Raw genomic sequence first — 22,304 nt, 5'->3', positions numbered from 1 at the left:
GCTCTACTCCTCAGAGCTGAGGACTACATGTATCGAGCGTGCAATGCGCTCGTCCTTGAGGTAATCAAGGATCGAGTGGGCATCGTCCTGACTGTTGTGGATGTCGATGACATTCTCGATGCCATCGCAGAACGTCTTGGCATCCAGACTCGCATAGAGAGCAACAAAATCGCGCTCGTCAGAGCCGTTCAACCAATGTCCGACCTGCACTGGACGTGCGAGTTTTGGCGGAGCAATGCGATCCTTGACAGCGTTGATGCCGAGCGGAGAGCCTAAGGTGACGAGAAGCGGTACGTCCGCGAACTTCGTTTGTCGAAGCAGGCGGTAAGATACGATGGTGCCGAGTGAGTGGCTGACGATCACAACGGGGCCAGACTTGAACTGCGGTGCAACTATTTCGTCGACGGCCTGCGTAACATGCGGCCGGTTTAGATAGGCGTCGACCTGGACCACCAAGGAAATTCCAATCGTTCGAAACAACGGAACTCGACGCTCGAGCACCCTCCCGATGGCCTGTACCCACTCCCAATTCGCCGGGCCCTTCGCTATGACCTCACTTCCGAGTTCGGCTCGGACTTCAGCGTCCTCGACGCCATAAACAGTAGCGAACTCGCGGATCATTGCCTCTTCGACGGGAGATACATCTCCACCCGCTCCTCCGCGGCCGATGACATTGCTTCCACCGTGCAGTTCCCGCGTAAGTTGGTCTAGGGTGTCGCCGTAGTAAGGCATCTCCGGTTCGATCGCGGGTCTGGCCAACCCGAGCCGGTCCCAAGCTCCGTAAAGCGAATCCCTCCATGCGCGAAGCAACGCAGCGGCGGGCCGACCTTCTTGGCGCATGCCATGAACGAACACCAGACGCATTGTTAAATCTCCCCTTGTTGGACCAGGTCGGCGAATCGGCTCCCTCTCTCGTCGTCGAATGTAGTCCACACGCTGTCGATCAAGCCTGCACGCAAGTGGACAAGCTCAGCTGAAGCGTCGCTCTCGATATCGAGAATTGACCAACCTTGAGTAAGCGCGGGAAACCCACCAGCAACGACTATCTTGTCGGGAGTCCAATGACCCTGCGCGCGGATCATCGCATCTGGATCTCCGTAGGCGCTGAGCAGTGCCATAACGTCGAACGGAACAAAGCCATTGCGATAGGCGAAATGCCACGCGATGTTTGCGATTTCGTCAATCGAGCCGCTGCGTTCGTAAGCGTATGCCGCCAATATGCCAAGCGCCGGGTTTATGTGCTTCATTTGACGGGCTTCCTCAGCGAACCCTTTCCATTCGCGGGGTATGGTCCGTCGATCTACGCTAAGAAAAGCGTTCCATTCAGCCACGATCTTTTCGCTGCGAAGGCTGGCCTCTCGCTCGGGAGAACTGCGCGGCGGCGCATAGTTCAGACTCTCCACCCCTTTTTCTCCAACCACCAATGTGGCTACGAATTCGGGAAGTAGAGTTGCCGCTATCCAGAAGTTACGATCCGTCTTCACCGCAACAGAATGCGGTTCTCCATAGCCCCGGACGTGCCAGAGACCGGATTCCAAGAAACAATCAAATTGCTTCCCTTTAGGGGCGACGACCTCGGTGATTGAAGCGCCCACCACAGTCAACCCTTGATGTGTCTCAAAGCTCTCTCGGCCTCGCTGCATCTGGAAATCCAATGAACGCCGTAAGATCTTCCTTTCCCTTTCAGACGAGCTTTCAGCGACTCGCGCTTGAGCCTTCGCTCGTTCTGCGCGCCGATCGGGTAGTCCTAGTCCAAGCCTCTCGCCTACTCGCCCCCAGTTGAGCACACGACGGCCTGCACCTCCTATTTTACCGATGACCGTCGCGTCCTCGTTGACCCCTAGATATTCGCCATATTCATCGTTGGGCGCTCTCCAACTCGGCGTGATCGAAGGATACTGGACGATCCCGCCCGGAATTTTTCCACTCTGAAATGGAACAGTCTTCTCCAGCCAGTTGGCCAGGGAGCCGGAGGAAATGACCTTGCGTGGCGGTCGATCCTCGGCGGCGGCTGGCTCTGCCCCGCGGAGAGCCGTCAATACGCTTCGCGAAAATACTCCGTATGACTTGGAAGGGTCCTCCCCGGGCACCTCTTGGGAGGCGTCTCCGATATCCGTCGATAAGAATTCGTCATATGGGGAAATCGGCGCACTTCGCTTTGGAGGCGGGAAAATCACGCGGCCACTGACAAACCCTGCCCTATTCAATGAAGAGCGACATGCGTCGCTAAAGACCGCGACTTGACCGATACCGAGACGCCTGGCGTTACGCATCGATTGTAGGACATTCACGGCTTCGTCGCTGTCGCGATCATAGTTCGAGAGCAGCCAGTACTCTCCTATCTGACTGCTAATTCCATGGCCTGAGTAAAATATCAGCAGCCGCGATATGGTGTTTTTGAGAATGCCGCAAATAGTAGTTTTCAGACGATCTATGGTTACCGGACCATCTTCGTCCGTTACTGGCTTGACGTCATAGCCCCGCTTAGGATCACTCGCCCATTCGGCGAATGCACGAGCATCGGCTATCGCACCATCCAACGCGGGTAAGCTGCCGCTCTTTCTAATGCCAATTGAGAAAACAAATTTTCCATCCATCGTATCTCGGTAGTGCCCCAAGAAATGAAGTAAGTTAGTCGCGGCACGAAGACTAGCATATGGGATCAACCTTGCCGAGAGCATTCTTAGGCGTTCTACCCGTCTCCAATTTCGGATGGGTCTGCCTACGTCCGGTCTAAAAAGTCGGCCCCGCCGCAACCGACGATGCTCCCTTCGATACAGTTACTTATTGCTCTGTTGGAACGAAGGCTGTTGCTGACTTGCCGAGGTCCGTACGTCATGGCGGAAGTCTCAGCTACGGTACGTCAAACCATTCTCATTGCCACCGACGAGCTGATTCGAATGAGGAGGTCAGGATTGACCGGTAATAGCCCATCCCGACAGTTTTGGGCGCGAGGCAACGGCACGTTGCTCGCCCGTCGCACCGTATCTGGCGTGCGGGGATGATCGCCGATACGCTCGCGCGAGGCTGCAGCGTCGGGTTCTCTATCGCGACGCTTTGCGTCGATCCATGTGAGAAAGCCATCACAGCGCAGATCGATGTTATTCATTCCGGCCAGATAGCGTTGAGAGGATCAGCGAGCGGAAGCGATGGACTGCAATCCGATCGAAGCCGCAAAGCCGGGACCGGGTTGAGCCTCATAGTGGGGTCTTTTGCGATTGCAGTAGAAGTATTCCGGCCCAAAGGGCCGTCGCGATCAAAAATCCAAAAACGATCTCGAGAACGCGCTGCATAAATCGTTTGACCATCAAAACCTATTGTTACTACCTATTCGAGTTGCGGGGCTGCACACGCTAGAAAGAATATTTTGTCGAACCTAAAGAAGCGGTCCCAAAGTTCAGCTTCGGAAGCTCGATAGGAGATCGAAATGGTTCAAGATCGATGCTCGGCGACGGTCACGCGCGGTCCAGAAAGCTGGGCTTCAATCTACATCGCCTTGGGTTTCACTCTTTCCATTGAGGGGACCGCTATATCGATGGTTCCTCTCTTTCCCTGGAATCTTGCAGCTTATGCCGCGATTGCGGCAATCACTATTTTCCTGTTTCTCAACAGCGGCTGGTTTCAGAACAAACTCTTGAGCTGGAAGGGCAAGTACGAACAGAAAGCCCGCTAATCCATATCGATTCATTCAGATCGAAAAATGCTCTATCGCGGCGGCGTCTCAAGGCGGCCGGCTCCACCGACCCTTGGGGACTTGTCGACGCGACAAATCCCCGAGAGACGGTTTCGACTCGGACCTGATGGTGAGTCGTGCCTTGCTCGACGGCGACGCGTTAGCGCGCCGCCGCCGGCTTGGCATGATGCATACCCGGCATTCCTAACCCGCCAGCTGGCGCATTGAGGTCGGGTACGATTGCTATGTTGGCCATCATGCCAGCGTCCTCGTGGTCCAGTATGTGACAATGCAGGACGTACTCACCGATGTACCGGTCATACCGTGTCCGGACGCGGATCTGGTAATTGTTCTCAACGATGATCGTGTCGCGGAACGTGTGCCACATGCCGCAGTACTGGTTGGCCAGTTGCTGCTGGTCGGATGATACGACATCCGGCCGGCAGGTTCCGTCGGGATTGTAGATCGAAATCTGCTGACCATTGGCGTTGGTGGTGGTCACGTCCATTACCTGGAACGGATTGACGTGGATATGGAAGATGTGCGGCTCGCCCTGGGCGGTGAGCAGCCAGTCGTCCGTGGTGTTCACCTCGCGGGTGAAGTTCACGACGTCAGGATCATATGATTTGCCGTTGATCGTGAAGGCGGGGAACTTGATGACGAAATCGGCCTGCTGCTCCTGGCCGTCGACCTTCGGCGGGGGCAGCGTTTCGAACGGCGCCCACGGCCGCAGGTCGCCGTCGCGCAGTCCGGTGCGGACGGCATCCGGCAACTGCGGATTGGCGTCGTACAGCGCCTTGCCGACATAGGCCTGAAGGTCACCGGTCACCGCTTGCCCGCCCCGCACATGGACATAAGCCAGCAATTGCGGCGTTGATGGTCCCTGGCCTCCGCCATTGCCATTGGATACGCGCTCCGCCGGAGGAGCCGCCTGATTAAGCAGGCAGTAGTCGCCGTCTGACGGGAACACTACGAGGACGTCGCTGCGGTATCCGGGCTGCAGGTAATTCGACTCGAGCACGCCGCCGACTTGCGACGCATGGATGGCGCGCACCTTGGTTCGCGTCAGCCCGTCAGAGGCGATCTCGAATTGCGGAATCAGCGTGGCGGGCGTGGCATTGCAGGCCGCCAGGAGGTCAGCCTTCTGCTGTTGCCGATTGCCACTCAGTGCCGAAGCCGCGATTAAGTTGTTCGTGCCGACCGGCGTCGCGCGAACGACCTGGACGTTGATGGTGTCATGGATGCCGGCATGCACGAAGCGCCAGCGCTGGATCTCGCCGGCCGGCACAGTGAGCGTCGGCTGCACGACGCCATTGATGCTGGTGAACCGGCCATTGGTGTCCCAGATGCTCGGCGAGTCGAGTTGCAGCGCGAAGTTCTCGACGACGCCGGCGCTGACCGGGTTGCCGGGAGTCGGCAGCGGGCACGTCCACGGCGCGTTGGCGATTTCGGGACCGCTGTTGATGTTGTAGAGTCCCTTGTTCGTGTAGATTTGCTGCCACGGACCGCCTTGCTGGTTTGGCTGGTTAGCGAAGCAGGCATAGGCGATCTGCTGGAACAGGAAGAGCTGTTCCTTCAGCGGCACTCCGTTGGCGGAATGCAACACCGTGTCGATGTCGGCAACGGGGTGAGCGTTCTGCGGCGATGGCGGCGTGTACGGACGGTCGCCCTTAACAATCAGCACACCCGAGGCGCCGCTCGCTACCTGCACTGCCGTCGAGCCGTGGCGGTGCGCGTGGTACCAGAACGTCCCCGCCGGATGATCGGCCGGGATGTTGATCTCGTACGGAAACTTGGTCTTCGGCGCGATGTTGAGCAGGACATTGTCGCTGTTCCCGGCCGGCGACACGTGCAGGCCGTGCGTATGCAGATTGGTGGTGTTGAAGCAGCCAACGCCGGCCGGCAGGCTGAGGCCCGGCGGAGGATCGGCGAGGCAGCTCGGATCGTTCTTGTCGAGAGCATTGATCAAATCGACGCGCAGCGTGTCGCCCGGCTTGACGTAGATCGCCGGGCCCGACTTGCAGCCACCATAGGACCTCAGCTCGACCGGATCCATGCCGTCCTTCTGCGGATCGGTCGGATCGGGGTTGTTGATGACGAAGCGGCCGCGCACGAAGTTCAAGACCGCCGAGACGATGGCGCCACTGCGCGAGATCGACCCTTGCGGCTGGCAGCCGCCGGCCGCCGGCGCTATGGCCTCCAACTGCATGACGCCGCCCTGCCCAGGCAACATCGGCGGAGCCTCAAAGGCGCGGGGGCCGGGCGCCGCCAGGACCGGATGAGCCAGTCCGAGCGCGGCGATGAACAGAATAATGCCTGGGAAGGTCTTCATCATGTTTTCCCCTTACTGGAGTGGAGGACTGCTCGAAGAAACATCGGCGCACCGGCGCCGCCAGAACGGTCGATCGGCCCATCGCGATTCGCTGCCGTAGTGCTCACGCAGCGCGGCCTCGTAGGCCGCTACCTCGCGCGCGACCCAAGCGCCGTAGCGGTCGAGGGCGGCGTCATCGTTGCGGACGAGGCAGTCGCTTGCGGCATACGCGGCGAAGACTCCCGACCGCATCGCCTTGACCACCCCATGACCCGAGATCGGATCGAAGGCGTTGGCGGCGTCGCCAGCGCAGAGGAAGCGAAAGCCGACAGGCATTGTGGCAGATCGGCCACCCGCAGGTACGAGACGGAGCCTCTCGATTCGATCGACCTTGCACGCGATCGCCGAGATGAACTGCGTCTTTGCGAGGGCCGCGTGCCAACCGTGCGGCGTGTTCAACCGGAGACTGCGAGCAATATCGGCGTCGGTCATGCAGACGAAGACGTGCCGGCCCTCGCCGAGCGACATCGTGTACCACCAGCCGTCGTCGAAGGCCTCGACGAGTAGCTCCTGCGCGGCTTGACCGGAAGCCGTGCCCTCTGCATAGGCGGCCACCAGACGGTCCTGCGCCCTCGCCCGCCGACCCTGGCGGCGGACCAGCGCATTGGCACGCCCCGTCGCGTCGATCACCAACCGCGCTGAATGCCTCGTGCCGTCGCCGCAATCGACCGACCAGCCGTCGGCATCGCGCTCCAGAGTGAATACCTTCGCGTCGATACGCGTGGCCGCGCTGCACGCCGCGGATGTGATCCAGTCGTCGAAGCGCGCGCGATCAACGCGCCAGGCCGGCCCGCGCGCCTCGAGCAGCAGCTCGCTCGACTGCAGACCCGCCTCACCCCAGGCGGTGAGCGTGCGATGCGACGGCGCAAAACCCTGGGCGAGGAAGGCGGACCACAGGCCGAGTTGGCGCAGCACCGGCTGGGCGAGCGGCGACAGGACCTCGCCGCGGCAGCGCCGTCCATTCGCGGCTGCCACCACGGCCACGTGAAGGTTCGGCGCGCACGTCGCGAGCGTACGGGCGGCCGCCGCTCCGGCCGGTCCAGCGCCTGCGATCAGTACGTCGAACGCGGCCAAGGATCAGTCAGCCCGGACGGCATAGAAGGACGCTACAACGCCGGCCGGCGCCACAGTGCCCGGAGAGCCGCCGCTATGCGGGATGGTTCGGATCACCGAGCCTACGATGGCCGGACGTTGATCGACACCATTTGGCCACGCCGGCACCAGCGAACCCCAATAGTCGTAGATCCATTTCTCGCCGCTCACGACGCCTGTGCCCTGGAATCGCACTTGCATGGGCGAGCCGTAAGCGCGCGAGCCTTTCAGGGCGAGCGACCAGCCGGGGCCGCCAATCGTCCCGGCCAGAAGCTGCATCGGCGCTTCGATGATCTCGATTGTGCCGCGCCCGAATTCGAGGTTGTTGAAGTCCGTGTTGATCTCGGGCTCGTTGAGCAAGCTGCGATAGGTCCAATGTCCGACGAAAGGATTGTCGCTCATGATGCCTCGCTTGTTGGGTCTGTGGGTCGACTGGGGCCGATCAGGATCGCTCGACGCTGATGTACTTGTAGGTGAGATCGTCAGCTGACTTGGCGCCCGGCTGATAGGGATTGCGCACGATGAAGCCGAGTCTGGACCACTCGGTGACCATCTTGAGATCACCGGCCGGCGTCTGCGGCACGCCGCGGCTCCAGGTCGTCCACACGTAGTTGGGCTGGCCGTTGTCGATCGAGGCAATTTCAAAGGACTGCAAGGGCCGATGGGCGGGCCACCACAAGGTGGTCCACGTCCTTTCATCGAGGCGCAGCCGCTTGTCATTGTCACTACCAGGCCACAGGTTGTTCCAGTCGGCGTAGGTGATGTTGATAGGCTGCGTGGTGCATTCGTTGAAATCGGATTGCCAGGGCAGCGCCATGTATTTGGTGAGATCGCCCGGCTGAAGACCGGCCTCGAAGTCGTTGTCCTGGCTCAAGGGAGACTGGACGCTGAAGGTGTAGTCAGCGATCACGCTGCCCTGGAACTGATTGGCCTGGGCCGCGCTCTGCAGAAAATCTGAAATGCTGCGGTCGGCGTTGATGCGATAGGGCGCCCAGTAGATCGACGGGTTGCGCATCACCCAGCCGAGTTCGGCGCCCGGGCAAAAGGCCCCACCCAGCACGTTGCTCAGTACGCCGCGGTCGAGCTCGCGGCCGGTTTTCGGCGGCGTCGTCGGATAGGGCGCAAACGGCGAATAGCCGGCGGGCAGCCAGCCCTCCTCCTTTTCGTTGATGAACCAGCCGCGCGCCCATTGGCTCAGAATGAAGAGCTGGTACTCGGTGAGATGGAGAAACTTCGATGGCGTCTCGTTGGTCAACGGATTGTCGCCGCACAAGAGCGGCATCAACGGCAGAGAATGGATGCGCGAGGACGCACGATCCTGCACCTGGAAGGAATTCGCCTCGCCCGCGCGACGCAGCAGATCGAACAGGAAGCGGCGCATCGGTCCGTAAGGATCTTCCGGCTCGGCATGGCGGGTCGGACCGGCCGCGAGCGCGACCAGCACCACCGCCTCGCCCTGGCTTGCATCGCGCAGTGCTGCTTCCGGCGCCGTTTCCGCGTCAGGCTGTGGCGCCGCGCGGCGGGGGGTTCGCGAGAGCTTGTCGGGATCAAACGTGCCACGCTGCGCCTGGTCGTGCGGGTAGTTCGACTGCTGCAGGATATCATTCAAATACCGAAACTCGTCCGGCCGAAACAGGATCGGCCAGATGTCGCGATAGAACCAGGGCCGGTAGTTGCGGTTCCAGGCGAGCCGGCCGGCCTGCCAGTGGCGCAACGCCGCCTCGTCGCGAAACGGGATTTGCTGTGGATCGTCGTAGGTGCCGAGGATGCCGTAAATCCCAGTGTCGGTGGCGAACCGGCGGACGTAGAGATCGTGCAGCACCTCATCCATCGTGATCATGTCGAGGATTTGCGGCGCGAATCGCGGATAGCCGACCACCACCCATGCCGGGAATTCGACGTCGACGTAGCGGTTCTGACCGACTTGCTCCGAATACATGATCAGCCGAGCCATCACCGGACCATCGGAGATGTCGTCGTACCAACCGTCGGTGTTGGCGTAATCCTCGATCTTGGGGTCGCCAAAGCCGCTGACGTCCATGCCCGAGCGGCCGTAGCCACCGAGCACAACGAGGCGGCCCTTGTCGTCGGTCATCATCTCGCCCAGCGTGTCGATGTCGAACGGCTGCAGGCCCTTGGGCGGAAAGGTGGTGGCGTAACCGCCGGAGCCGCCCGAGCGGTCGAAATGAGCGCGTCGGTCGGTGGTCGCGTTCACGCTACGCGGGCCGGGATCGATGATGAGGAGATCGCGGTCCTGGCCGGTGATGCCGGCATTGCGGCGCGGACTGCCAGGCGCGTAACCGTGCTCCCCCTTCAGCTCGCTGAACGGATACCAGGAGGCCTTCTTGTTGGCGACGTAAACGCGCCACTGAATGTCGACGAGCACCCCGTGATTGCCGCCGCCCTCCACCGGATCGCCGATCGCCAGTGGCCGGCCTTCGGGACTCGATTCGTCATAAACGAATATCTGGAAGCGCGCAGCCTGGCGCTTCACCCGGCCCAGGGAATCCTTGAACGTCTTGACCGGGACAGGCGTGACGCCGTCGGGGCCGTACAGGGGATTGCCGAAGCTGTCACAGGCCTGCGGCAGCGCCGCCGGCGTCTCCGGCGCGAGGTAGAAATCGGTCTCGCTGTTGCCCAGGCGCGCGATGCCGATGCCGGGATGGATTCGATACATAGCCATGAGTCCACCGCAACCTTCTCAATCCATGAAACTGATCGACACACCTTCTAGCTTCAGCAACTCCGTCTCCTCCTGGTAGTCGCCGCCGATCACCACGAGCGTGATCTGCAAGGGACCTCCCCTTTCGAGCGCCCGCTTGGCGGCCACAGTGACGTCGATGCGATGGGTGCGTGGCGTGTTGTGGCTGCGCGGACGCTGGTCGAAGCGTCGTGCCTGCGCCGGTGGGATGTCGCAATGGCCGGGACCGCCGTAGCAGGCACCGTGTCCAAAGATCGAGATGTAGCCGGCGTAGTGCGGGTTGCCCTTGATCGGTGTCGAGGCGTTGGCACCGGGATCGTTCAGGAACGCCCGCACGAAGCAGGAGCGCATGAGTTGCGGCACCTGGTGCAGGCGAATCTCCGCGCGCTTGAAGCTGCGCGCCGCCTCCGGCACGGTGATCGGCTGTGACAGGAAGCGGCTGACTGGCGCCTCCAGCCCGACCGGCATGAAATGGGAGCTGCGCACGTACTCGTAGCCGAACGGCGCAATGTCGAGCGTGTCGCGGATCGTGTAGTTCCACGGCGACAGCACGGCATCGAGATCCGCCGGCAACGCATTGGGATTGAGCTTCTGCCACTCCCACCAGATCCGGTCGATGTTGACGTGAATGGGCCAGAACACCGGGTCGTAGGACGCCGTCAGATTGCTGAACATGTCGCCGAGGCCTGGCTGGGAATAGAGGTCCGATCGGGCATGGAAGCGGCGACCACCGACCTGGGCGGCATCGTTGCGGCGCATGGTGAGCGCGCGCAGGCGTGCGGTGTCCGCTTCCGGCTGCGGCGTCGTCCCGGTCGAGGTGGGACCGTCCTTGCACACGTATGCCACCTGCCCGGCATCGGGGTTCTGGCCGCCGGTCCAGATGTGCATGGTGTTGTGCGGGTTCTGGTCGAGAAAGCCGAACGCCGCGTCGTAGATACTGCCGCCGCCGAAGTCGCGGAAGTTGTTGAGGTTCAAGATCTGGGTGATGTCGTCGGCCGACGGGTAGTGATAGTGGATCACCTGGTTGATGGTCCCGCCGCCGGCATACTCGGCGGGATAGCGCAGCGGATACCAGAGCGCGTTCGACTCGAGCAGCGCGTCGATGAAGCGCTGGCGATTGGCGTTCTTGGGATCGGGGGTCACTGCCGAATAGCCGATCGTGGTGATCAGATGGCAGAAGAAGTGACGTTGCGAGGTGAAGTAGGTGCGATCGCGGGCGAGCGTCAGGATAGCCTTCTTCTGATCCGCCGTCGGCACGGGGTCGAGCGCCGCCACCAACGTCTCGGCCGCTTCTTCAGTGAGATAGGCCTTCAACGACTTGGGAATGATGCAACCCTTGTCCGGCTCCTCCGGCCGGTACTCGGGCATCGTGAAGTCCCAGTACGGCAGCATCAGCCCGGGCTCGAAATCCTGCAGGTTCTGCTCGAACTCATAGAGATAAGCGCGATGCCAGGGCAGGAAGCGCTCCCAGCCGTGCTGGCAATGATTCTGGTGGATCAGCGCCTGGTTGTTGTAGCTACGCCGATCCTCTGGCCAGCGGTTCAGCGTGTAGAGTTGGCGAAAGCCACGGCGCAAGCGATCGAGCTGCGCTTCGCCCATGCAATCGATGTTCATGCGCCGCCGCGGCTCACCCGCTCCGCTGGCCGGCGAATAGCCGTCGGCAGCAACCGCAAACTCGGCGATCTCGCTCGTGCGGACTCTCACATTCGGTGCCACGTCGCCAGGCGAAAGCTCGACCGCAACGCTCGTCGTCTCATCCGGGCAGCCGGCGTCGATCCAGTCGGCAATGCGGTCAATATCCGCAGGCGCTACTGTGGTGCCACCCCACGGTAACGCGGGGAAGCGACTACCATCGAACGGCGCTTCACCTCGCAGTCCCTTGATCAGTCCGGACGCAGCGCTCCGTGCGCCAGCCGGGACACAACAGGCGTGCCCCGTCGGCGGCGGCGCGATCATCTTTACACCGAAGATTTCGGCCTCTTCCAGCGACCGAGCGCCGCTGGTCCAGAACCTTCCGGCCCCACCATAGTCAGCGGAGCTGTCGCCTGCCGCCTCATCCAATATCGCCTTCACGCGCGCATAGGCGATCGTAAGCGCTCCGGTGTCCATTTCACTCCCCGAAGAAGCAAACTCAGGATGCAGGCTCAGCGACTAAACGCTCCATCTTACTAGCGCAACCTTTGGCTGATGTCACGCAAAAACACGACCTAGAGCCTGATGATCAACGGCACAAGCAACAGTTATGCTCATCTTCTGTTACGGCCACATGTACATTTGGCGGACTCGTTCACTTGATCAACAGGCAAGTTGTGAAACAGCTGACGAGAGTTCCTGCGTGAGCGGTTCGCTCACTCGGGCGCACGTTAATTCCTCTCCTCTCATCTACGAGAAGATCGGCATGATCGACCGAGAGCAGACCGCGCTACATGCGCGCGCGGTTTTGTCCGCATCGTACAAAGATTGTGCGTCGAACACGAACGCCATCTGATCCACACAAGCTTAATTTAGGTTGGGCTACCCTACAGTCGTGGTCGCCCCACCGAGGAAGTCTCGCGGTTCGAGCGAGAGTTCGATTTTCTCTCTGGGCTGGCGAAGCGCAGGGGCACGGTTACCGAGTGGCTAAGAAGGAGCTCGAATCTATCGGCGTAAAGCGGTGATGCTCTGGCGAGGTTTGCACGACGCTCCACCACCGGCGACTGTTAAACAAAAAAAGAAGGTTGGTGCTTGACAGCCCACTGGGCACCTGCCCCGATGCGTTAGGGTACGACGGTTTTGAATCTTCATTACAGCACCTTAGAATTGCAGATCGGGATGTGCGCAAAAATGCGCACGGAAGGACACCCCCAAATGAGCGATGCGTCCGATACTTTAACACCACATGTAAAGACCGCGCCCGAGCACGATGGTTGGGTGAAGCGCTATCTTGGCGACTTCCGGCCCGTTCGCGTTTTGGGCGGCATTGTATTGGCACTCCTCGTCGCCCTCTCCGCAGCAAGCGCGGTGACCTTCTTTTCGGCCGCCCAGTTTCAGTCGCGGATCGCCGAGCTGAGCCTTAATGGAGCTCCTCTGACGATCTGGCGGGTCGATCAGTTTCGAGAGGACTTCAAAAATTGGCCAGAGGCGATCAGAAAGCTGCGCGAAGGCATCGCGCAAGACAGGATAAACCTCGCAAAAGACCGGCAAAACAATCTGGTGCTCGCGGCCGAGCAGCTAAGCGAGGCTACCCGCCTTGCCGAGGACGTCAGATCTCTGAAGCAAAAAGCGACTGCCGCGTCGGGTCAACTGGCCTCGATTTCTGCGACCTCGGCGCCAGAAAACTCCTCGAGCGTCTCTGACCTCCTGACCCAGGTCGAATTGCTCCTGTCCCGCGACGATCTGCAGAAACAGTTCGGCAGCGAACTTGCTGCGATGAGGAAGCGCTACATCGAGAACGTAGAACTCCGCGCAACCGTTGAAACGAACGAAGCCAAAATAAAGGGCAAGGAGAGCTGGATCGCTAGTCTTCAGGAACAGCGACAAGATCGCGAGCAGGCGGCCGCTAAGCTCTTCGGGGATTCCAATTCGACAACCGCACCCGAACTCGTGGAACGCATCGTCAACATCACCGCTGAACTGTCGTCCCTCTCCAGCGTCTGGGGCGGCGCGGTCTACACCGTAGCACTGTGGACGAACGATATGGTCGTCCTGTCGCTGCTCATTTCGATGGGAGTGCTCGGCAGCGCCCTAAGCCTCCTCGCCGCGTTCATCAGCAACGATCAGGATTCACTTTCGTTTGGCGAATACCCCCTTCGGCTCGCGTTCGGTGCCGTCCTGGCCATTGTCATGTTCATTATCGCTAAGGCCGGAGTGCCGGTCCTTGCCGACACGGGAAAGCTCGCCGGCAACGCCCCGCTAAACCCCTATTTCATCTCGTTGCTGGCGGTCGTTTCGGGATTGATGTCAGATCGGTCGATGGCGGCAATCCGTGGGGTCGCCAGCTCTCTGCTTCGAAGCGTCGGCGGTGCCGACTACAGCCCACGCTACAGCCGCGTCGACCTGGACGAGGCGCTCAAGGCCGCAAGTCGCGACATCGACGGAATGGCACGCCTCCTGGAAATGGATGGGGAGGAAGTTCGGAAGCTGTTTTCCGGCAACGAGAAGGTGTCTCCAGACCAGCAAAAACTGGTTTCTGCTTACCTGGGACGTCCGCTGCGCGACCTGTTCTCCGATCTGCCTGCGACGGAAGCGAGCTGACACACAACGGCGACAAGCGACCTGGAGGGTACCTTCGTGGCGAAGAATATTGTGGTCTATTCGGACGGCACCGGCCAAGACGGCGGCGTGCGGCCTGAGCAGCGGGTCAGCAATGTTTACAAGATGTATCGCGCATCGCGGACGGGGCCAGAGAATCCCATCGATCCTCATGAGCAAGTGGCATTCTACGACCCGGGGCTCGGCACCGATATCGGGGCGACCGCCCTGAGCGCCCCGTGGCGCTTCGTCCAGAAACTGCTCGGTTCGGTCATCGGCAACGGTATCGTCAAAAATATCGCCGATTGTTATGCCTTCATCATCAACCACTACGAACCCGGTGATCGGGTATTCCTCATCGGCTTCAGTCGGGGTGCCTACACCGTCCGCAGCCTGGCGAATCTGCTCATGTTATGCGGGGTGCCGACGAAGACCCCGACGGGTCCCCTGACGCGCTTCCGGAAGCAGGTGGACGACATCGCCATTGAGGCGGTCACAGTGGTGCTCGAGCATGGCGCCGGGTATCCCCGTGCTCAGTACGCGGCCGAACGCGAAGAACAGGCTCGGCGATTTCGCGAGAAGTATGGATCGGACGGAGACTTCAACTCCAACGTGGCTCCCTACTTCATCGGCGTCTTCGACACGGTGGCTTCCCTGGGAGCCAAGGGTCTCCGTCGTTTTATCATCCAAGCCGGACTCGCATTGGCTTTTGCTTTGACAGTTGCCGTGGTTGCGGCTTTCCCGGCCCTCCTTGTGGCGTGGTTCGTCGATAGATGGCTCCCATTCTGGCCTAGTTGGTGGGGTCTGCTCGCTCTCACGGTAGTCGGTCTCGGTGGCTACTGGATGCATCGTCAGAAGCAATCGCGCCTCAAGGTTATCCGCGACTTTCCGAATCCTGGAGATCCTCCGCGCGAACACTACGCGGAGTGGAAGGACGAGAACTTCGACCGTCTGTTAAGCGTCTACGTGCGTTTCGGCCGTGCCGCGAACGCGATCGACGAGAACCGGAAGGATTTCCAGCGAGTGCCGTGGGGCACTGTCGCCGACGATCCAGCGGCCAAGCCGAACGCCGAAGGACCGCCCAAATTGGTGCAGATGTGGTTCGCGGGCAATCACTCCGATATCGGCGGTAGCTATCCCGAAGCGGAGTCGAGGCTCTCGGACAACGCTCTCGCCTGGATGATTGAAGAGGCTACCTCCATACCCGACGGCTTGACGCTTGGTCCCGTGTTCGTGAACGGCATCAAGCTGGAGAACACCGGCGGCGCCGGCACCCCTTTGAACCTTTACCCTCACCATGACGGTGTCCAGCATTGCGAACTCGCAGGCATGCGAGACACCATCGATGGGTACATGGAGAAATTGCCGGGTTGGATGAAATGGCTCCGTGGGTGGCTTAGCCGCCTCAATTGGGAGGAAGAATTCCGGAAGATACCGTATGACGCTCGCGTCCATCCTTCCGTCCGGCAACGGTTCAAATTGGACGAAGTGACCCAGTGTGCCGGACGCGGCCCATACAGGCCTGAGTCCATGAGGCATCACGACGAGTTCAAGATCTACTATCCGCCCTCGTAAGAGTGGCCAGGGCCATGAACGTTGGGAGGCCACTGTGTTAAAAACGCCGGAACAACTAGCAGACGAGTTCTTGGCGAAGATTCAGGCCGCCATGGACAAGCACGCCAAAGCTTACTCAAAGGATGCACGGTGGCATCAGCTCATCGTCATCGTATCCGGGGCCTGCGGATTGCTATCTCTGGCGGCCGGGTCCGCGGGTCAAGCGTTGCTTGCCGGCGTCCTTGGCGGTTTTACGACGATGGGATCAGTTTTAACTCAAACCTTGCACTGCGTGAAAGCGCAAGGGTGGCAAGATCGCATGAGAGCGGAGTTGGACGGAATCCGCCTCCAGTTTGTATACGAACACGGCTCCGCCCCCACTCCTGATGCCCTTGCTGGCCTCAGCAAACAATTCCGGGACTTACAGTCAAAGATGTCCAAGGAGTGGGAGCGCACCCTGAGCTCACAGTCTGGCGGACTGAACGTCAGGTTGCCCAAACCAAAATCGCTTGGCGATGCTTGAGGCGAGCCGGCGACCGTGGTCACCCCATCAATCGTATACCCGGACGCGCGGCGGCAACGCGGACGTTGCGAGCGCAAAACCCCGTAGGAATACGGGAATCTCTGTGCTGCCAGTAAGCATGCGGGTAGAATCCGTGACCCGCGATAGTTGTACTCCGCTCGATATTCTGCCAAATGCGAAGGGCGGGGTGTCAATTGACGCCTTGACGCGATCGACTTCTGGTAATCGACCGCGTCGGTATCAGGCGCATTTCTAGCGCGCAGATGCGTATGGAGATCGCGGTTCTCACTATGAGCTGACGATCTTCGCGAACTTTAGCGCAGGACGTCATGGACGAATTTCCCACTTGTCCCGGCGAAGACTTGCCGATTGAAGGACGATCACTAAAATGAGCAGATCAACAGCAAAGAAGATGAAGCAGCGCAGTGCCGGCAAGCCGGACATCGAGCTGGGTAAGCGGATTCGCCTGCGCCGTGTCGAGCAGAAGATTTCCCAGGCTGAACTCGGCGACAAGCTTGGCATCAGCTTCCAGCAGGTCCAGAAGTATGAGAAGGGCGTCAACCGCGTCGGCGCTGCCCGCCTTCAGCAGATCTCGACCGCGCTGGATGTGCCGGTCACCTTCTTCTACGACGGCGACAACAAGGCGCGCGAGGTTGACCGTCTCCTGTTCTTGGACAGTGCCTTCAGCCTGCGGCTGCTGCGCGCGTATAGCAAGATCAAGGATCAGAGCGTGCAACGTCAGCTGGTATCGCTGATGGAATCGATCGCTGCCAATGAGGACTAAGCAGACGCACTGTTGCGAGGTTTCGTGACAGTGTGACGGGCGAGCGCACACTGCAAGGTCGCGGCGTCCGCCCTAATGACCATGATCGCCTACGCCCTCTTGCAACACCGTCGCCTCGCACACGCGGGGCGGAAAAAAGAATCAACGGGCCTCCGCCTCAGCCAACCCGCAGTACGTCACGCCATCGTCGATCTCATCCTTCGGCTGCCATCGCAGCGATGCCCATACTGCAGAAGACGAATCCGTGAAAAACGGCAGAACAAACCAGTTCTGCCAAAGTAGTGGGCGCGTACTCATAAATTTCGCCGATGTCCACCCCCAGTCCGATACCGACCGCGTTTGTGCAATTACAGCAAATGTCGCGATGGGCCAAGAGCTGAACTGCCCTTATTGTTTAAGTTGGAAAACCTCCGTTAGGAACCCTCGAACGAATACGCGAGCCTGGCTGCTTGCGGATTCGTTGTAGGCGAGCGTCGGATCTCTCTCGACGCAAGCATCGCTATACGCGAATGGCTTCTGCGTTTCACGGTTGATTATCTGGTGGTCGTCGCCTTCCATGAGCTGGCAGCGGCGAGTTGTTGTTGCTCCCTTTGAGATAAGGGGTGTCCGGAAAGCCGGAGCATCGAACACGTGATAGACGCCCGGATACTCAATCAGCTTGACGTCGCGGTGGTCGTCCGTCAGTCGCTGCGCGTACGCACGACACGGGGCAACGGGGTTGTAATTGTCTGAGGTGCCGTGGAGCATGCGAATGGGCTTGTCACTCACGTCAGCATCTCCGAGGTAAGTAGTCGTGCAATCTGGATAGAAGGCAATATGTGCTGCGAAGCGCAGGTTGTTGGCTGGACCGAGCGTCCCGTACAGTCGGTTCATCGCCGAGTACAGGGCCGACTGTCCACCCCTGGAAAAGCCCATTATAGCAACACGATTCGAATCGATTCGGGGATGCTTGGCCAACAGGTCGAGAGCCCGATAGGCATCGGCAACCATGTTGAGGCGACCAAGTTGAGCCTGACTAATTACCGTTGAAGTGATCCCTCTACTGGCGAAGCTGTCGACGGCCAATGTCGCGATGCCGAGTTGGTTCAACTCTCTCGACCACTCGTCAATCATGCTTCCGATGCCGCCGATACCACCCGAACCATGGAGTAGAACGACGGCAGGCAATTTGTCGGTGCCAGCCTTCGGAATACGCAGCTCACCAGCTATGGTCACCGGTTGGCCGCCGCTCCGACCCGCCAAGAAATCTGAATCGCTGAGGGTCACCGTCGAGATAGCGTGGACTTCTAACCGCGCAACCTGAGCCGTGGCGGACCCGATGATTGTCGCAAAAATGGCACCTGCAGTCACAAATTGCCTGATCATGCCCCCCCCCCCGCTGACGTCATCAGTGCAGAGCAAGAGCATTGCACGGAACGATATCGTCGCCAACGATGTCTGCGCGTTTTTTCCAGTGGCTTTGTGCGGGGGGCACATCCCGCGCATGTCTCATATGGGTCATTCGCAGCGGACCTAAGGCGGCCCGCCGCGCCCCTATGGCCGCAAGCCCCTTGCCCTTCGGGCGGAAGAGCTAGTTAGGAACCGTCGCTTCTCGTTGTCACCGGCTGAACAGTGAGACGAACCGCCACCAAACTGTTGCCGTCGAAAACCTCCAGCACGGTGTTGCAAACAGGGCAGCGGTAATCACCCTTGGTCCCAGGCCGAGACGAAAGCTCTATACGTCGGAAGCCGGCGCCGCACTTCGGGCACGAAACATCGCTCTTTTTCATACAACAACCGCCGAAATCACTCAGAGTTGACTTAACGAAGGATCGCGTATGCGGCTGAAGGCAATGGGGCCGGAACCGACTCCATGCGAAGGGAGCAAAGAGAACAATAACAGTGCAAGTCGATTCTTTGTACGAACCGAACCGAACCGAACGGACGACAAAGATGATCAGGGAAGTGTGAATCATCTTAATGCATTTGCGCGGCTCGAAGAGCTCGATGGGCCGCTGCACCGTAACTGCGGACGAAAGCCATGCAAGATAATCGCCGTAGGTCCGCCGCGGCACGAAGCAATATGGATCGGGACACAGCGCCTCCTCTGAGCGGTTCGAAAGCCAGCGCCAGAAATGCTCGGGTCGTCCGGCAGCGCCCTCATGTTCGCGGCGCGAACATTCAGGACATGTTCGGGATTGTTGGTGTGATAGGCTGGACCACGACCGATCTCATGCCGTCGCTCGATCAGCGTTACACGAAGTCCAAACTCGAGCAGATCTCGACCGCGCTGGATGTGCCGGTCACCTTCTTCTACGACGGCGACAACAAGGCGCGCGAGGTTGACCGTCTCCTGTTCTTGGACAGTGCCTTCAGCCTGCGGCTGCTGCGCGCGTATAGCAAGATCAAGGATCAGAGCGTGCAACGTCAGCTGGTATCGCTGATGGAATCGATCGCTGCCAATGGGGACTAAGCAGACGCACTGTTGCGAGGTTTCGTGACAGTGTGACGGGCGAGCGCACACTGCAAGGTCGCGGCGTCCGCGCCATGCTCCGGCCAAGGCATTTGGCGGCGCTGGCCTCGCCTTCGGAGGTCTAACGATCACCGCACATTGGCGTGACGCCTGAACGTACGCATAGACTCGATGTCGGTAGGCAGGCGGCGTTGGTGGCACCCTCGAGTTGGTCATCCGCGCACGCTTGCCGGGATGTCATTGCTTGCGCTAGGTAATCTCGTCAGCGACTGCGCTCGCAGCGCGTAAAAGCCGGTCATGCAGGGCCCCAAACATGTCGAGAATATCATCATTGGGTTCATTCCTGCCCTCTTCGATGGCCTCGACAACCAGTTCGTCGAGAGGCGTTTCCTTCAATTGACCTTTCTCGAGAAGGTATTCAAATAGCCTGTAGCTACCGGGCTCCGATTGGATGCGGCCGTCGGAGTTGCACCAAACCCCGAATGTCTGATGCCGCGATGCCTCGACGAATCCCGCAACGTGCATCTCGTGCTCCTCAGCGCCTTCATCGCGAGGGCGGAGGAACGGCGTGAGGACCGGGCGCGCGCAACACGATCACCGGGTTGGACGGCGTCGATCCCGCGTTGCTTGAGGCGGGGTGGACGTGACGCCGCGGCAATCCCTAAGTCGGGTCATTTTTCATCATCTGGCAGCATGCTCAAGACTCAACTTACCAAACCGTCTAATCCACCACGGCTCACTCAGCCCGTCACGGTGCGCAATGAGCAAAATATTGCGCCCCTTATCGGCGACATGTATTTCCGTGAGCGACGGCCGCATTACACCTTGCATGACCAACTGCTCATCGACCCAGAGCGATATTTGGTTTAGTAGCCTTCGCGTCGCTTTCTTATCCAACAAAATACTTCTGTCGACCGCTTCAAGTTTGACAAGAATCGAGACGTGCGCACTATTCGTATATCCTTTTCGTAGGAACGGAACTCCCCCCGAGTGACGGTCGATACTTATGCCACCCACAATCCTAGAGTAATATGCATCATCTTCAGCGGCGTACGGCACTTGAGCCATCGCAGTGCACGAGTAAACGATGAATAAAATAGCGAATGCAATCGCGCGCATTATTTACACCCCTTCAAAAGCCTTCAGATCGATTCAGAAAAGTCTTTGGCCCTAGCATCGGAGGCCCCAAAAAGCCCCTTCGGCCGCCGCCTATTCCCTCCTCTTAGATATGCCGGTTGATTGTCTTGACGCACCGCCCCGGTTGCTTAATCCCGAGCTGAAGCTTCGGTAGGATATCGGCAGAACGCAAGTGACTTCAAAACGCCGTTCTTGGCTGGCTCTACCCAGGCCATCCGCCTCGACATCAAGAACACCGATGTAACGGATAGGCTCCGCGACGAACCCGGAACTCTACCTCGACATGCCAAAATGGGTTATTCAAGCGGTAAGCGGACCGTTTAAAGTCAAAGATCTCGTCTACCAAACGATCGAGTGCAAGGCGGCGGTCTACAGAGACTCGGATACTCTTATGGCAAAAGTGGTGCTCACCAACACCGTTAGCAGCTACTAAGCCGCACCGAAGGGGATTTGGATGAGGAAAGCCTTCGACAAGGCGTTGCGTGTCCTCCGCACAGGCGTCCTTTGTCTGCTCGCTTGTTGCACTCCTTACAACAGCGCGAATGCGTGTCAGGGGGCACGGCTCAATGGCATCATATTCGATCATGTACCGGACGACATCGACGCACCGGAAATAATTGAGGCGACGATCTATGACAAATCGTTCGTGAACGATGCTGGTGTCATCATGTGGATAATGAATGCTCGGGTCGACAGAGTCATAAAGGGCTCAATCGATACCAAGTCGCTGACGATTCTTGTGTACCCAACGAGCTGCTCCACGATCGGTATCGGACACGGCATTGTACTTGGAACGCTTCGAGACGTTCCACAGCGCGGGCTCATGTTGGAAGCCGTTGAAGGGGGCTTCCGAATGCTACGGTAGGCGTTGCGCGCACCCGCTTGCTCGCCACACGCCGTTTTGGTGGTAGCGTGGAGGCATATGGTATTCCTAAAGATACTCGCCGCGTTCGCATCATTATTGCTATTCGGTCCCTTGGGCCCTCCACTCTTTCTCTATCTCCTCCGCTTCCTGCCGTCGGCAAGAGCTCGGAGAAGATTCAATGAATAATATCATTCTTCTGTCTGCCTGCTGCTCGGGGCGGCTCTTCGCGATGCCGACGCATTACCGCATCGCCGGCGTGGCATGATGCATGCCCGGCGTTCCCAGCCCGCAGCCTGGGGTTAAGGATGGGCCCAACTGCTACGATGGGCGCCCATCATGCCAGCGTCCTTGTGCCCGCAGGATATGGCAATGCAGGAACTACTCACCGATCTACCGCTAATATCGTGTCCGGACGCGGACCTGGTAATTGTGCTCAACGACGATCGTGTCGCGCGTTGTACATGATTTCAACCCATGGTAGCCTCAGGTTTGCGCAGGAGGACCGTCATGCTGAGCGGTATTCGCATTGTTGGATCTATCTTCGCGATTTTTTCTGCATCCGAGGCCAGTGCTCAGTCTCAGGCCATAGACGCTCAGGCCAAAGCACTCGATCTCATCACCAATGCCGCAGATCGCATCTGCAGCATTGTCAACCAGGCTGGAAGCTCAGAGAGCTTGAATGTCAAAGGTGAAGTCAAGGCGCAGCTGAGCGGTTTGATCAGGCAGCTCGCCGAGCTAGGTATCAACGGGGCTGCAGATTTCAATTCAGATCAGTACGTGGGCGTTATTCGGACCGATCTTGCCACGGCCATCAAGGACAACGCCCAATGCAAGTTCAACGTCTTTGACAAGCTTCAGGCGAAAATGATCAAGAGTGATTGAAATTGTTCTGGTGGTCGCGCACCTTCGAATAACTAATGAA

At 59.4% G+C, this 22,304-nt stretch carries 17 protein-coding genes and 3 pseudogenes; 9 read left to right on the top strand and 11 right to left on the bottom strand.

The features are described 5' to 3' along the window. Window positions 1-3: 3 nt before the first annotated feature. Both XH92_RS17655 and XH92_RS17650 read right to left on the bottom strand, forming a co-directional pair. Window positions 4-864: a hypothetical protein gene (locus XH92_RS17655; RefSeq protein ID WP_194460336.1), complete on the bottom strand. Its 861-nt coding sequence runs from the start codon at window positions 862-864 to the stop codon at window positions 4-6. A 2-nt stretch (window positions 865-866) separates the two neighbouring features. Continuing rightward, window positions 867-2,597, bottom strand: a complete 1,731-nt coding sequence (locus tag XH92_RS17650) for a caspase family protein (RefSeq protein ID WP_194460335.1) — start codon at window positions 2,595-2,597, stop codon at window positions 867-869. 830 nt (window positions 2,598-3,427) lie between these two features. Between XH92_RS17650 and XH92_RS17645 the strand changes: the two genes are divergently transcribed. After that, window positions 3,428-3,673 (top strand): hypothetical protein, encoded by a 246-nt coding sequence (locus XH92_RS17645; protein ID WP_194460334.1) that lies wholly within the window; start codon window positions 3,428-3,430, stop codon window positions 3,671-3,673. 160 nt (window positions 3,674-3,833) lie between these two features. Here the strand turns inward: XH92_RS17645 and XH92_RS17640 are convergent, their stop codons facing one another. Genes XH92_RS17640 through XH92_RS17620 form a run of 5 tightly spaced genes read right to left on the bottom strand, consistent with a single transcriptional unit; the run spans window position 3,834 to window position 11,946 of the window. Then, window positions 3,834-6,005 carry a multicopper oxidase family protein gene (locus XH92_RS17640; protein ID WP_246788473.1) on the bottom strand — a complete coding sequence of 724 codons (2,172 nt, stop codon included), beginning with the start codon at window positions 6,003-6,005 and terminating at the stop codon, window positions 3,834-3,836. 12 nt (window positions 6,006-6,017) lie between these two features. Continuing rightward, window positions 6,018-7,118, bottom strand: coding sequence for an NAD(P)/FAD-dependent oxidoreductase (locus tag XH92_RS17635; RefSeq protein WP_246788472.1), 1,101 nt, complete (start codon window positions 7,116-7,118; stop codon window positions 6,018-6,020). Window positions 7,119-7,121: 3 nt separating this feature from the next. Continuing rightward, window positions 7,122-7,538, bottom strand: a complete 417-nt coding sequence (locus tag XH92_RS17630) for a hypothetical protein (protein ID WP_194460332.1) — start codon at window positions 7,536-7,538, stop codon at window positions 7,122-7,124. 40 nt (window positions 7,539-7,578) lie between these two features. Next, entirely contained in the window at window positions 7,579-9,819 is a 2,241-nt protein-coding gene (locus XH92_RS17625; protein WP_194460331.1) for a LodA/GoxA family CTQ-dependent oxidase, read from the bottom strand. Window positions 9,820-9,837: 18 nt separating this feature from the next. Further along, window positions 9,838-11,946, bottom strand: coding sequence for a tyrosinase family protein (locus XH92_RS17620; RefSeq protein ID WP_194460330.1), 2,109 nt, complete (start codon window positions 11,944-11,946; stop codon window positions 9,838-9,840). Window positions 11,947-12,684: 738 nt separating this feature from the next. On the opposite strand from XH92_RS17620, the gene XH92_RS17615 reads away from it, so the two are divergent. The 5 genes and pseudogenes from XH92_RS17615 to XH92_RS17595 all read left to right on the top strand — a co-directional run. Continuing rightward, window positions 12,685-14,070 carry a hypothetical protein gene (locus tag XH92_RS17615; protein ID WP_194460329.1) on the top strand — a complete coding sequence of 462 codons (1,386 nt, stop codon included), beginning with the start codon at window positions 12,685-12,687 and terminating at the stop codon, window positions 14,068-14,070. A gap of 36 nt (window positions 14,071-14,106) precedes the next feature. Continuing rightward, a complete protein-coding gene (locus tag XH92_RS17610) occupies window positions 14,107-15,642 on the top strand; it encodes a DUF2235 domain-containing protein (protein WP_194460328.1) in 1,536 nt (511 codons plus the stop codon). Window positions 15,643-15,676: 34 nt separating this feature from the next. Beyond that, the gene (locus XH92_RS17605) at window positions 15,677-16,144 is read left to right on the top strand and encodes a hypothetical protein (RefSeq protein ID WP_194460327.1); all 468 of its coding nucleotides are present in this window, start codon (window positions 15,677-15,679) and stop codon (window positions 16,142-16,144) included. A 388-nt stretch (window positions 16,145-16,532) separates the two neighbouring features. Then, a complete protein-coding gene (locus XH92_RS17600; RefSeq protein ID WP_194460326.1) occupies window positions 16,533-16,928 on the top strand; it encodes a helix-turn-helix domain-containing protein in 396 nt (131 codons plus the stop codon). A 69-nt stretch (window positions 16,929-16,997) separates the two neighbouring features. Continuing rightward, window positions 16,998-17,176, top strand: a pseudogene (locus XH92_RS17595) (IS701 family transposase); the annotation flags it as partial. A gap of 139 nt (window positions 17,177-17,315) precedes the next feature. Here XH92_RS17595 and XH92_RS17590 read toward each other — a convergent pair. Beyond that, a complete protein-coding gene (locus XH92_RS17590; protein WP_194460325.1) occupies window positions 17,316-18,293 on the bottom strand; it encodes a dienelactone hydrolase family protein in 978 nt (325 codons plus the stop codon). Window positions 18,294-18,502: 209 nt separating this feature from the next. After that, window positions 18,503-19,137, bottom strand: a pseudogene (locus tag XH92_RS43080) (FAD/NAD(P)-binding protein). Window positions 19,138-19,176: 39 nt separating this feature from the next. On the opposite strand from XH92_RS43080, the pseudogene XH92_RS43075 reads away from it, so the two are divergent. Further along, window positions 19,177-19,380, top strand: a pseudogene (locus XH92_RS43075) (XRE family transcriptional regulator); the annotation flags it as partial. Between the two features lie 249 nt (window positions 19,381-19,629). On the opposite strand, the gene XH92_RS17580 reads toward XH92_RS43075, so the two are convergent. Together XH92_RS17580 and XH92_RS17575 are read right to left on the bottom strand one after the other, a co-directional pair. Then, window positions 19,630-19,905: a hypothetical protein gene (locus XH92_RS17580; protein WP_246788471.1), complete on the bottom strand. Its 276-nt coding sequence runs from the start codon at window positions 19,903-19,905 to the stop codon at window positions 19,630-19,632. 156 nt (window positions 19,906-20,061) lie between these two features. After that, a complete protein-coding gene (locus XH92_RS17575; protein WP_194460324.1) occupies window positions 20,062-20,499 on the bottom strand; it encodes a hypothetical protein in 438 nt (145 codons plus the stop codon). Window positions 20,500-20,971: 472 nt separating this feature from the next. On the opposite strand from XH92_RS17575, the gene XH92_RS17570 reads away from it, so the two are divergent. Both XH92_RS17570 and XH92_RS17565 read left to right on the top strand, forming a co-directional pair. Further along, window positions 20,972-21,382 carry a hypothetical protein gene (locus XH92_RS17570; protein ID WP_194460323.1) on the top strand — a complete coding sequence of 137 codons (411 nt, stop codon included), beginning with the start codon at window positions 20,972-20,974 and terminating at the stop codon, window positions 21,380-21,382. A gap of 507 nt (window positions 21,383-21,889) precedes the next feature. Beyond that, the gene (locus XH92_RS17565; protein ID WP_194460322.1) at window positions 21,890-22,264 is read left to right on the top strand and encodes a hypothetical protein; all 375 of its coding nucleotides are present in this window, start codon (window positions 21,890-21,892) and stop codon (window positions 22,262-22,264) included. Window positions 22,265-22,304: the final 40 nt, after the last annotated feature.

The organism is Bradyrhizobium sp. CCBAU 53421, assembly GCF_015291625.1.
Lineage (GTDB): Bacteria > Pseudomonadota > Alphaproteobacteria > Rhizobiales > Xanthobacteraceae > Bradyrhizobium.
Note: the sequence above shows the minus strand (reverse complement) of the source record. Positions and strands in the feature narration are given on the sequence as shown.